The following is a 12,599-nucleotide window of genomic DNA, read 5'->3' on the forward strand; positions in this document are numbered from 1 at the left end:
GGGCAGGGGTTTGGATGTTTATGCGGACCAAACCCTAGCCGACGCCCTCCGGGGGGTCAGCGGGAGGGGTGCCTAGTCACTCCGTGGGTTCGCTGAATTGGCGGCTGCGGGTTGTTTGTGGCTGATCGCGCCCCGCGGCGGAGCCGCCGGTGCCACAGCTCCGCGCCCCTTGGGGGGTTAGCGTTGCCGCGTGTCTTACTTCGACGCTGCTTCCGCTGCTCCCCTCCATCCCGTAGCCCGTCAGGCGCTGTTGGCCTCATTGGATGAAGGGTGGGCCGATCCGTCCCGTCTCTACCGTGAAGGGCGCAGGGCCCGGCTGCTCCTCGACGCCGCTCGGGAGGCTGCTGCCGAGGCTGTCGGGTGCAGGCCGGACGAGTTGGTGTTCACTTCCTCCGGTACTCGGGCCGTGCACTCCGGTATTTCCGGGGCGTTGGCCGCACGGCGTCGCGTCGGGCGTCACCTGATCGTGTCAGCCGTTGAACATTCCTCCGTACTCCACTCGGGCGATGCGCACGAGGCCGACGGCGGGACGGTCACGCAGATCCCGGTGGACCGTGGGGGAAGCGTGAGTCCGCGGTCGTACGCCGATGCCCTGCGGCCGGACACCGCGGTGGCGTGTCTTCAGTCGGCCAACCACGAGGTCGGGACCGAGCAGCCGGTGGCGGAGGTGGCCGAGGTGTGTCGGGCGGCCGGGGTGCCGTTGCTGGTGGACGCGGCGCAGTCGTTGGGGTGGGGGCCGGTGGAGGGGCCCTGGTCGCTGCTCACCGCGAGCGCGCACAAGTGGGGCGGTCCCCCCGGAGTCGGACTGCTCGTCGTGCGCAAAGGGGTGCGGTTCGCTCCCCAAGGGCCGGCCGACGAGCGGGAGTCCGGGCGGGCGGCCGGGTTCGAGAATCTGCCCGGCATCGTCGCGGCGGCGGCCTCGCTGCGGGCCGTGCGGGCCGAGGCCGCGCAAGAGGCGGTACGGCTGCGGGAGCTGACGGAGCGGATCCGGGCGCGGGTGCCGCGGCTGGTGCCGGACGTGGAGGTCGTGGGCGATCCCGAGCGGCGGCTGCCGGGGATCGTCACCTTCTCGTGTCTCTATGTCGACGGGGAGACATTGCTGCACGAGCTGGACCGGGAGGGCTTCTCCGTTTCGTCCGGGTCGTCCTGTACGAGCAGCACCCTGACGCCCAGCCATGTGCTGAAGGCGATGGGCGTGCTGAGTGAGGGGAATGTGCGGGTTTCCCTGCCGATGGGGGCGGCCGAGGAGGACGTGGAGCGGTTCCTGGAGGTGCTGCCGAGAGCCGTGGCGGGGGTGCGGGAGAAGTTGGGGGCACCGGTGCCGGTGACGGTGCGGGAGGAGGGCGCGCTGGTCGTGGACGCGCTCGGCAAGCTGTGCCCCCTCCCCGTCATCGAACTGGCGAAGGTCATCGGGGACGTACCGGTGGGCGGCACGGTCCGGGTCCTGGCCGACGACGAGGCGGCCCGGCTGGACATCCCGGCGTGGTGCGAGATGCGCGGTCAGGAGTACGTGGGCGAGGAGCCGGCGGACCAGGGTTCCGTGTACGTGGTCCGCCGCGTCTCCTAGTACGTCACGCCAGGTGCTTCCTGACCTCGGCGGCGGCGTCGTGGCCGTAGGCCTTGGTGAAACGGTCCATGAAGTGGGCGCGCCGCAGCTGGTACTCCTGGGTGCCGACCGTCTCGATGACGAGGGTGGCCAGCATGCAGCCGACCTGGGCGGCGCGCTCCAGGGAGACGCCCCACGCGAGACCGGACAGGAAGCCGGCGCGGAAGGCGTCGCCGACGCCGGTGGGGTCGGCCTTGCGCTCCTCCTCGGCGCAGCCCACCTCGATGGGCCCCTCGCCCGCCTTCTCGATGCGTACGCCCTTCGAGCCGAGGGTCGTGACGCGGTGCCCGACCTTGGCGAGGATCTCCGCGTCGGACCAGCCCGTCTTGGACTCGATGAGCCCCTTCTCGTACTCGTTGGAGAAGAGGTACGTCGCACCCTCCAGCAGTATCCGGATCTCGTCGCCGTTCATCCGGGCGATCTGCTGGGAGAAGTCCGCGGCGAAGGGGATGGACCGGGAGCGGCACTCCTCGGTGTGGCGGAGCATCGCCTCCGGGTCGTCGGCGCCGATCAGGACCAGGTCGAGGCCGTCGACGCGGTCGGCGACGGTCTTGAGCTCGATCTGGCGGGCCTCGCTCATGGCGCCCGTGTAGAAGGAGCCGATCTGGTTGTGGTCGGCGTCGGTGGTGCACACGAAGCGGGCCGTGTGCAGGGTCTCCGAGATACGCACCGAGGCGGTGTCGACGCCGTGCCTCTCCAGCCAGGCCCGGTACTCGTCGAAGTCGAAGCCGGCCGCGCCGACCAGGATCGGGGTGGTGCCGAGCTGACCCATGCCGAAGGCGATGTTCGCGCCGACGCCGCCCCGACGGACGTCGAGGTTGTCGACCAGGAAGGAGAGCGAGACCGTGTGCAACTGGTCCGCGACGAGCTGATCGGCGAAGCGGCCGGGGAAGGTCATGAGGTGGTCGGTGGCGATGGAGCCGGTGACTGCGATGCGCACGGCGGGATTCTCCTGTGGGGAGAAGACGGATTGACAGTTCACGCTACCCGGTCGCGGAGCGCTGAAGCAGTGGTTGCACTCTGTTGAAGCCGCCAAATCTACCCGATAGTAGATCTTTCTTCGCGGGCAGGAGCGTGCATACGGTTCTGCCATGACGAACCTCAAGGTCCACACCCCGGCCCCGGTCGACCTCGAAGGCGACATGGCGTCGCTGTGGGGCGACTGCGCCCGGATGGTGCCCCACTGGGCCGCTCCCGACCGGGTCACTTCCCGTCCGGTCTCCCCGTCGCTCATCCATGGTGTGACGGTGCCGTCGAAGTCGGCCAGGCTGCTGGACGCGATGTCGGACTACGGGGACTGAAAGGGACCGAGTCCGGCGCGGTAGATGGCACGGGTAGTCCGGATCGGCGCGTGAGAGGGAACCGCGCGCTCCCCCGCTGCGTCCCATCGCCGTCCCCCGTAAAGGGGATGCGCGATACGACCCTTTGCAGGCCGATTTGACAGGGCCGGGTCAGGGTCATGGGACAGCACGTGAAGGAGCGATGCGGTGACTACGGAGCGACCCGACAAGGATGCCGAGGAGCAGGGCGCCCTGGAGAAGCAGGGTGCCGGGACTCCGGACGTCACGGAGGGTGAGGCGGAGGCTCCTGCGGCGGAGGAGTCCGCGGAGGAAGCTCCTGAGACGGAAGCGGAGGCTCCCGAGACGGCTGCTTCTGAGACGGCCGCTTCTGAAGCCTCGGACGCCGAAGGTGAAGAGGCCAAGGGCGTCTCGTCCGAGGAACCCGAGCGCACCGAGGTCGAGGAGGCCGGGGGCGCAGAGGCCGAGGAACCCGCACGCTCCAAGGTCGAGGAGGCCGCACGCACGGAGGTCGATGAGGCCGCGGGCGCAGAGGCCGAGGAACCCGCGCGCACCCAAGCCGAGGAGGCCGCAGGCGTAGAGGCCGAGGAGCCCGCGCGCACCGAGGTCGAGGAGGCCGCAGGCGCAGAGGCCGAGGAGGTCGAGAGCCCGGCGGCCGGTGAGGCCGCTCGTGTCCGGGCCGGCGCGGGTGGCGAGGACGACGCCGATGTCCCCGACGCCACCCCCGACCCCGAGGCCGAGCACCCCCGCCCGGTGCGTCACCGCTCCCCCGTCCTCATCGCCTCCGTCGCCGCCGCCGTTCTGCTCGTCGGCGGTGGCGGGGCCTACCTCGCGGCGTCGGCCTCCGGCGGTTCCGATGGTCGTACGAGTTCCGGGGCCCCCGGCGACGGCACTCCCCCGCCGCTCTCCCTCGACGGCTACAGCGAGGGCGGCTCCAACGGCATCGCGCCCGGGGAGCCCAACCCCTACGGCGTGACCTACAAGGTCGATGGTTCGCTGCCCGACGGACCGGACTCGGCACCCGTATACCGGGCATCCGGCGAGGTCACCCAGGACGAGGTGGCCCGGCTGGCGAAGGCGCTCGGGCTCGACGGGACGCCGGTGGAGAAGGGGCAGGCCTGGCAGGTCGGGCCCAGCAAGGACGGCTCGGGGCCGAGCCTCGTGGTGAACAGGCAGGCGCCGGGCATCTGGACCTTCCATCGGTACGCCGCCGGGACCGACGCCTGCCAGAGCGTCACCGTCTGCACGAAGGACCCGGCCAACCCCGCCGGTGACACGGTGAGCGAGGCGGCCGCGAAGAAGGCCGCGGCGCCGGTGCTCAAGGCGGTCGGTCAGGATGACGCGAAGGTCGACGCGAGCCAGGTGATGGGCGCCCAGCGGGCGGTCAACGCCGACCCGGTCGTCGGCGGACTGCCCACCTACGGCTGGACCACCGGCCTGACCGTGAGCGCGCAGGGTGAAGTGGTCGGCGGCAGCGGCCGGTTGAAGGCGCCGGTGAAGGGGGACACGTACCCCGTGCTCGGCGCGCGGAAGACGCTCGCCCTGCTGAACGCGGCGCCCACGACCGACCACCGCATGGGCATCGGCGGCTGCGCCAGCCCCGAACCGCTGAAGGACCGGCTCGAGGCGCCGTGCGGGCAGGGGACCTCGGCCGCGCCGGCGTCCCCGACGCCGGCGAAGAACACGGTCACCGTCGAGAAAGCGGTGTTCGGGCTGGCCTCGCACACCGTGTCCGGAGGGCAGCCGGCGCTGGTGCCGTCCTGGTTGTTCGAGGTACGGGCGGCGGGTGCGCAGGACACCTTCACGGCGACGTATCCGGCCATCGATCCGAAGTACCTGACCACCTCCGCCCTGGCCCCGTCCGCCCCGTCGACCATGGCGCCGAGCGACGAGCCGACCTCGGCGCCGAAGACGCACGACGTCAAGGTGGACGGCTACACGGCCGACGGCAAGGAGCTGACCGTGACCTTCACGGGCGGGGTGTGCGGCGACTACGACGCCACGGCGAGCGAGAGCGCGGACGAGGTGACCGTGACGGTGACCGAGACGCCCTGGAAGGGCAAGGTCTGCATCATGATCGCCAAGGAGATGACGAGGACCCTCCAGCTGGACTCGCCGCTCGGCGACCGGAAGGTCGTGGGCTCGGACGGCAAGGAGATTCCGCAGGTGAAGCCGGGTGCGCGGCTGCCGCGGGAGTCCGTGGCCCAGTAGCCCGGACAGACGCGAAGGCGGCGGCCCTGTCGGAGGGGGCCGCCGCCTTCGGCGTTGGTGCGGTGGTGCCTTCAGGGCTTAGCTGAAGGAGTCACCGCAGGCGCAGGAGCCGGTCGCGTTCGGGTTGTCGATCGTGAAGCCCTGCTTCTCGATGGTGTCGACGAAGTCGATGGAGGCGCCGCCCAGGTACGGGGCGCTCATGCGGTCGGTGACGACCTTGACGCCGCCGAAGTCCTTGACGACGTCGCCGTCGAGGGAACGCTCGTCGAAGAAGAGCTGGTAGCGCAGGCCGGAGCAGCCGCCGGGCTGAACGGCGACGCGCAGGGCCAGGTCGTCACGGCCTTCCTGGTCGAGCAGGGCCTTGACCTTCGCCGCTGCGGCGTCGGACAGGATGATGCCGTCGGTGACGGTGCCGGTCTCGTCCGATACGGACATCTACATCTCTCCCGGGTTGTACGGAGACTGCTTGCCGACGGCTTCAACCGTCGGGGCGCCGGATTCATTCCGGGCCGAGCGACTTCCTTTTCGCCTGTTCTTTCATGCTCGCACACCCGCGGGGAAGCGAACAGCGGCCCGCGGGCCGCCCGGACGTCGCGTCCCGTGCGGCACCGGGATTCATGTCACATCGACGCGATGACCATCGTCAAAGTGACATGAAGCGGGTTATGATAGATAACGTCAGATCGACGAAAAGTAGAAAGGGTGCGTGTCGTGACCACCGCCCAGACCACGGAGCTCGACGTACAGCCGACTCCGCTCGCCCTGCTGCTGCTCGGCCGTGAGGCCGACCCGAAGAGCGAGCGGGGCGTCGAATGCCCCGGCGACCTGCCGTCCCCGTCCGACCCGGACCTGGTGGCCCGCGCCCGCGCGGCCAAGGAGAAGCTCGGCGACAAGGTCTTCGTGCTCGGCCACCACTACCAGCGCGACGAGGTCATCCAGTTCGCGGACGTCACGGGCGACTCCTTCAAGCTGGCCCGGGACGCGGCCGCCCGCCCGGAGGCCGAGTACATCGTGTTCTGCGGTGTGCACTTCATGGCCGAGTCGGCGGACATTCTCACGAGCGACGACCAGAAGGTCGTCCTTCCCGACCTCGCCGCCGGGTGCTCCATGGCCGACATGGCCACCGCCGAGCAGGTCGCCGAGTGCTGGGACGTGCTGACCGAGGCCGGCATAGCCGAGCAGGTCGTACCCGTCTCGTACATGAACTCGTCCGCGGACATCAAGGCGTTCACGGGCAAGCACGGCGGCACGATCTGCACCTCCTCCAACGCCCGGCGGGCCCTGGAGTGGGCGTTCGAGCAGGGCGAGAAGGTCCTGTTCCTGCCCGACCAGCACCTGGGCCGTAACACCGCCGTCCGAGACATGGGCATGTCCCTCGACGACTGCGTGGTCTACAACCCGCACAAGCCGAACGGCGGCCTGACCGCCGACCAGCTGCGCGCCGCGAAGATGATCCTGTGGCGCGGCCACTGCTCGGTGCACGGCCGGTTCAGCCTGGAGTCGGTGCGGGACGTCCGCGAGCGCATCCCGGGCGTCAACGTCCTGGTCCACCCCGAGTGCAAGCACGAGGTCGTGGCCGCGGCGGACCACGTCGGCTCGACGGAGTACATCATCAAGGCCCTGGAGGCCGCGCCCGCCGGCTCCAAGTGGGCCATCGGCACGGAGCTGAACCTGGTCCGCCGCCTCGCGAACCGTTTCGCCCCCGAGGGCAAGGAGATCGTCTTCCTCGACAAGACGGTCTGCTTCTGCTCGACCATGAACCGCATCGACCTGCCCCATCTGGTCTGGACCCTGGAGTCCCTGGCCGAGGGCAATCTGGTCAACCGGATCGAGGTCGACGAGGAGACGGAGGCGTTCGCCAAGCTGGCGCTGGAGCGGATGCTGGCGCTGCCGTAGGGCTCGTGCGCCGTGCGCTCACCCCGAGGCGGGCTTCCGCCCGGGGTGAGCGGGGTCGAGGGAGAAGACGGTGCCGTCCGGGGTGCTCACGACCAGCGCGCCGCCGTACAGCAACACCTCGGACTTGACCGTCTCGCCGCTCGCGAGCTGGTCGGCGTGCGCGCCCGTCTCCCACAGCAGCGTGCCCTTGCGTGCGTCGAGGGCCGCGACCCGGCCGCTGGTGCTGGCCAGGTACAGGGTGCGGGTGCGGGCGTCGTACGTGGGCTGCCCCGAGCCCTCCACGCTGGTGCGGGTCTGCCACAGCTGCTTGCCGGTCAGCGGGGACACGGCGGCCACCTGGCCGTTGGCCCCGGTGATCCACAGGGTGCCGGCGGCCAGCCGCACCGAGCCGTCGTAGGTCTTCGTCAGCTGTGTCGTGGTGGCGGCGCCGGTGTCCGGGTCGAGCAGCCGGATCTTGCTGAAGGTGAGTTCCTCGGGGCGGGCCGGGCCGGATTCGCCGCTGACCACGAAGGCCAGACGGCCGTCGACGGTTCCGAGCAGGCCGCTCCCGTTCGGGGTGCTCAGACGGTGGCGCACCGTTCCGTTGGTCTTGTTCAGCTCCAGGAGTACGGCGTCCTTGGACTCGTCGTCCGGGAAGCAGTGCGCGTACAGGCGGGAGCCTTCCGTCGCGAACTGGCAGTAGTCGCCGGAGGGCAGTTGCACGGTCCAACGGTCGGTGCCGGTGCGCGGGGAACGGGCCGTCACCAGGCGGCCGCTGAGGTCGGGGGTCAGGACGAGGTCGCCGGACACGATCTGGTCGACGGTCACGTTGTTCCGATCGCGGGCCCACAACTGCTCGCCGCTCTCGGTGTCGAGGGCGACGATGCTGACCTTCGTGCCCCCGTCGGCCCCGTAGACGTAGTGCTGGAGGAGCATCGCGTCGTCCCGCACCCCGAGGAGTTCGAAGTTGTCCCGCCCCGAGTCCGAGCCCTCGGCGGAGGAGGCGAGCGCGGAGCGCCAGACGGTGGCGCCGGTACGGCCGTCCAGCCGGACCGGGAGGACGTTGTTGCCCGCGCAGTAGACCGCGTTCTCGTACCTCTCACAGGTGGCGTCGCCCGGGTCTCCGCTGTCCTTCGCCAGCGGGTTGACCTCGCCCCGCGGTGACGTCTTGTACATCGTCGTCTGCCAGGACTGCCAGCCGGTCGGCACCGCCGCCCACCGGGAGTCCGCGGTCGTGGCGCTCGAACTCGTGGTCTGCGGGCTGTCGTCGAATCCCGGGCCGAAGCGTAGGTACCAGAGCATGCCGAGGGCCACCGCACCCACCGTGCCGGCCGCCGCCACCAGCGGGCGGCGGCGGCCCCGTCGGCGGACCTTCGGCAGCTTCGTCACCGCCGCCGGGTCGGCCCCCGAGGAGGTCGCCTCGACACTCCGCAGGACCTCCGCACGCAGGGTCACCGTATGCGGGTCATCGGGGTGCCATTCGGGCAGGACGTCCGCGAACTCCTGGGCCAGTCGGTCGAGTTCGGGGCGGTCGCCGGGCTCCTTGCTGAGGCAGCGCTCCAGGACCCCACGCAACGGCTGCGGTATGCCCTCCAGTTCGGGTGCCTCGTGGACGACCCGGAAGGCGGTCATATAGGGGCTGTCGGTGTCGAAGGGGCCGCGCCCGGTGGCGGAGAACGCCAGCAGCGCGCCGAGCGAGAAGACGTCCGAGGCGGGGCCGACCTTGCGGGCGTCGGTGAACTGTTCCGGGGACATGAAGGGCGGAGTGCCGATCATCTGGCCGGTCTCGGTGAGCGTCTTGTGGTTCTCGGCCGCGCGGGAGATGCCGAAGTCGATGACGCGGGGGCCGTCCTCGGCCATCAACACGTTGGCGGGCTTGAGGTCCCGGTGCACCACTCCCGCCCGGTGGATGTCCCGCAGCGCCTCCACCAACCCCAGGGCGAGCCGCCGCAGTTCGGTGCTCTTGAGGGCTCCGTGGTCGCGGATCCGTTCGGCCAGGGAGCTGCCCGGCACGTACTGGGTCGCCATCCAGGGCCGTATCGCCTCAGGATCGGCGTCCACCACGGGTGCGGTGAAGGCGCCGCTGACCTTGCGGACGGACTCGATCTCCTGCCGGAAGCGGGCGCGGAAGACCTCGTCCTCCGCGTACTGGGCGTGCACCACTTTGACGGCGACGTCACGCCCGGAGCGGGATCTGCCCCAGTAGACGACGCCCATGCCTCCGGAGCCGAGCCGGTCGACCAGCTTGTACCCGCCGACCGATTTCGGGTCGTCCTTGTGCAGTGGCACGGCCGGGATCCCCTTCACCGTTAAGCAGTTCGAGGCACAAGATACATAACCGCGAAACGGGGGCGGCCGGGTTCCGGACCGTCATGGTCCGGAACCCGGCCGCCTCATGCGTCACACGCCGGCGGGCTCCCGCACCTCCGGCGCGGCTTCCGCGCCCTTCTTCTTCGCCGCCCGCTTCTTCGCCCGCCGCTCCTTGCGGAGTTCGAGCATCGCGTAGAGCGTCGGGACGAGGAGGAGGGTGAGGAGTGTCGACGTGATCAGGCCGCCGATGACGACCACCGCGAGCGGCTGGGCGATGAAGCCGCCCTCGCCGGTGACGCCCAGGGCCATCGGGAGCAGGGCGAAGATCGTCGCCAGGGCGGTCATGAGGATGGGGCGCAGCCGGTGGCGGCCACCCTCTATCACCGCCTCCACGACGCCATGACCCTGCTTCCGGTACTGGTTGATCAGGTCGATCAGCACGATCGCGTTCGTCACCACGATGCCGATCAGCATCAGCATGCCGATCATCGCCGGGACGCCCATCGGGGTGCCGGTGGCGATCAGGAGGCCGATCGCGCCGGTCGCCGCGAACGGGATCGAGACGAGCAGGATCAGCGGCTGGGCCAGCGAGCGGAAGGTCGCGACCAGCAGCATGAAGACGATCGCGATCGCCGCCAGCATCGCCAGGCCCAGGTTCTTGAACGCGCTGTCCTGGTCGGAGGTGACCCCGCCGATCTCGGCCGTGGCACCCGCCGGGAGCTTCAGGGCGTTGATCTTCGACTGGAGCTTGGTGCTGACCGCGCCCGTGTTGTCGCCGGTCGGCTTCGCCGTGATGGTGGCGGCTCGCTGACCGTCGATACGGGTCATCGACACCGGGCCGTCGACCACCTTCACGGTGGCGATGTCACCGAGCTTCACCGGGCCCAGCCGGAGGTTCTTCAGCTGGTCCAGTGTCACCGCCGGCTTGGCCGACCTGATGACGACGTCGCGCTCGGTGTCGTCCAGGATCGCCTTGGCGGCCGTGGTGCCCTTGACCGCCTGGGCGACGGCCGCGCCGAGCGTCTGGTCGTTGAAACCGGCCGCGGCCGCCTTGGAGTTGGCCCTGACCGAGACGCGCGGCACGCTCTGCGAGAGGTCGCTGGTGACGTCGGTGACATGGTCGAGGCCCGCCACCGCGGTGCGCACCTGCTCCGACGCCTTGCGCAGGACGTCCCCGTCGGCCGCCTTCACGACCACGCTCAGGTCCTGGTTGCCGAAGCCGTCACCGGCGGAGACGGTGGTCGTGCCGATACCGGAGAGCTTCTTCAGACCCGCCTCGATGGCGTCGGTGACATCGGTGGACTTCGCGTCGTCCTTCAACATCACCTGATACGACGCCTGGTTGGTGTCGGTGCCGCCGCCGAAGGCGGCCAGGAAGCCGGACGAGCCGACGGTCACCTGGTAGTCCTTGACGCCCTTGGTGCCGGCGATCAGCCTCTCGACCTTCTTCGCCTGCTCGTCGGTGGCCGCCAGGCTGGTACCCGGCTTCAACTCCTGCTTGACGGTGAGGACTTCCTGCTCGCCCTGGTCGAAGAAGTTCGTCTTCAACAGGGGCGCCATGCCGAAGGTGCCGACCAGGATGACGGCCGCGAGCAGCACGCTGGTCAGACGGCGGCGCGTCGCGAACCGCAGGACGGGGACGTAGAACCGCTGGAGCCTGCTCTTCGCCTCCTTCTCCTCCGCCTTGCGGCGGGCCTCCTCGGCGTCGTCCGGGGTGCCCTTGGGGGCGCGCAGGAACCAGTACGACAGAACCGGTACGACCGTCAGCGACACGAGCAGGGACGCCAGCAGGGCGGCCGTCACCGTCAGGCTGAACGGGCCGAACAGCTGGCCCACCATGCCGCCGACCAGGCCGATCGGGAGGAACACGGCGACGGTGGTGAGGGTCGAGGAGGTGACCGCGCCGGCGACCTCACGGACCGCCTTGAGGATGGCCTCCTGGCGCTCCTCGCCGTAGCCGAGGTGCCGCTTGATGTTCTCCAGTACGACGATCGAGTCGTCGACCACCCGGCCGATGGCGATGGTCAGCGCGCCGAGCGTCAGCATGTTGAGCGACAGGTCGCGGGTCCACAGCACGATCAGGGCCAGGACGATCGAGAGCGGAATGCTCACCGCCGTCACGAGCGTCGAGCGGACCGACGCCAGGAAGACCAGGATGACGAGGACCGCGAAGAGGAGGCCGAGCCCGCCCTCCGTCGTCAGGCCGCTGATGGACTTGGAGACCGCCGGGCCCTGGTCGCTGACGACCGTGATCGTCGTGGCGGAGCCCAGGTCCTTGCGCAGCTCCGGAAGTCTGTCCTTGACCGCCTTGGAGATGGCGACCGCGCTGCCGTCGTGGTCCATGGTGACCTGGACCGCGAGGGAGGGCTTGCCGTCGGTGCGGGTGAGGGAGTCCGCGGTGGCCTGCTCCTGCCTGACGGTGGCGACGTCACCGAGGCGGACCGGCTTCCTGGCCGAAGTGCCGGCCTCGCCCGTGACCATCAGGTCCTGGATCTGGGCGAGCGAGGTGTAGCCGCCGCCGACCTGGACGGTGCGGTTCTTGCCGTCCTCGGCGAAGGAACCGGCCGGGACGGTCGCGCCGCCCGCCTGCATTGCCTGGGCCAGCGACTGGGTGGTCAGCCCGGCGGCCGCCAGCTTCCTGTCGTCCGGAGTGACCGAGACCTGCAGGTCGCGTACGCCGCCGACGGTGACCTGGCCGACGCCGCCGATGTTCTTCAGGTCCGGCACGACCGTCTTGTCGAGCTGGTCGGCGAGGGCCTGCTGGTCCTTGTCGGAGCTGACGGCGAGGACGACGGTCGGGATGTCGTCGGTGGAGCCGGCCACGACCTGCGGGTCGACGTCGTCCGGGAGCTGGACGCGGGCCCGGTTGACGGCCTGCTGGACGTCGGCGACGAGCTGCTTGGTGTCGGGGCCGTAGTCGAAGGACGCCATGATCACGGCGTTGCCCTCGCTCGCCGTGGAGGTCACGCCTTTGATGCCGTCGACCGCTTCGAGGTTGTTCTCGATGGGCTCGACGACCTGCTTCTCGACCACGTCCGGGGAGGCACCCTGGTAGGGCGCGAGCACGGACACGACCGGCAGTTCGATGGAGGGCAGCAGCTGCTGCTTGAGCTGGGGTATCGCGATCGCCCCGAAGACGAGCGCGATGATGGACATCAGCCCGATCAGGGCCCGTTGCGCGAGGCTGAACCTGGACAGCCAGGACATGGGTCAGGAATCTCTCTTCTGGAGCGGCAGAAGTGGTGGCTCTCTCAACCCTGTGCCATCCCTGAGTGCCGTTGCGTAGCCCCCAGGTCCAT

At 70.0% G+C, this 12,599-nt stretch carries 8 protein-coding genes; 4 read left to right on the forward strand and 4 right to left on the reverse strand.

Annotated elements, in window-relative coordinates; genetic code table 11:
* The first annotated feature begins 190 nt into the window (after positions 1 to 190).
* The gene (locus ACWC09_RS39960; RefSeq protein WP_450855968.1) at positions 191 to 1,567 is read left to right on the forward strand and encodes an aminotransferase class V-fold PLP-dependent enzyme; all 1,377 of its coding nucleotides are present in this window, start codon (positions 191 to 193) and stop codon (positions 1,565 to 1,567) included.
* A 4-nt stretch (positions 1,568 to 1,571) separates the two neighbouring features.
* Here ACWC09_RS39960 and ACWC09_RS39965 read toward each other — a convergent pair whose 3' ends face one another.
* Positions 1,572 to 2,546 (reverse strand): carbohydrate kinase family protein, encoded by a 975-nt coding sequence (locus tag ACWC09_RS39965; RefSeq protein ID WP_450855969.1) that lies wholly within the window; start codon positions 2,544 to 2,546, stop codon positions 1,572 to 1,574.
* Between the two features lie 151 nt (positions 2,547 to 2,697).
* Between ACWC09_RS39965 and ACWC09_RS39970 the strand changes: the two genes are divergently transcribed.
* The gene (locus tag ACWC09_RS39970) at positions 2,698 to 2,907 is read left to right on the forward strand and encodes a hypothetical protein (RefSeq protein WP_450855970.1); all 210 of its coding nucleotides are present in this window, start codon (positions 2,698 to 2,700) and stop codon (positions 2,905 to 2,907) included.
* Between the two features lie 186 nt (positions 2,908 to 3,093).
* A complete protein-coding gene (locus tag ACWC09_RS39975) occupies positions 3,094 to 5,115 on the forward strand; it encodes a hypothetical protein (protein WP_450855971.1) in 2,022 nt (673 codons plus the stop codon).
* Positions 5,116 to 5,193: 78 nt separating this feature from the next.
* On the opposite strand, the gene ACWC09_RS39980 is transcribed toward ACWC09_RS39975, so the two are convergent.
* A complete protein-coding gene (locus ACWC09_RS39980; RefSeq protein WP_020137379.1) occupies positions 5,194 to 5,550 on the reverse strand; it encodes an iron-sulfur cluster assembly accessory protein in 357 nt (118 codons plus the stop codon).
* Positions 5,551 to 5,826: 276 nt separating this feature from the next.
* On the opposite strand from ACWC09_RS39980, the gene nadA reads away from it, so the two are divergent.
* On the forward strand, positions 5,827 to 7,011 hold the full coding sequence (gene nadA / locus ACWC09_RS39985) for a quinolinate synthase NadA (RefSeq protein ID WP_450855972.1): 1,185 nt from the start codon (positions 5,827 to 5,829) through the stop codon (positions 7,009 to 7,011).
* 18 nt (positions 7,012 to 7,029) lie between these two features.
* Here the strand turns inward: nadA and ACWC09_RS39990 are convergent, their stop codons facing one another.
* Positions 7,030 to 9,279, reverse strand: a complete 2,250-nt coding sequence (locus ACWC09_RS39990; protein WP_450855973.1) for a protein kinase domain-containing protein — start codon at positions 9,277 to 9,279, stop codon at positions 7,030 to 7,032.
* Between the two features lie 111 nt (positions 9,280 to 9,390).
* Positions 9,391 to 12,507, reverse strand: coding sequence for an efflux RND transporter permease subunit (locus ACWC09_RS39995; protein WP_450855974.1), 3,117 nt, complete (start codon positions 12,505 to 12,507; stop codon positions 9,391 to 9,393).
* Positions 12,508 to 12,599: the final 92 nt, after the last annotated feature.

Source organism: Streptomyces sp. NPDC001617 (assembly GCF_053596855.1).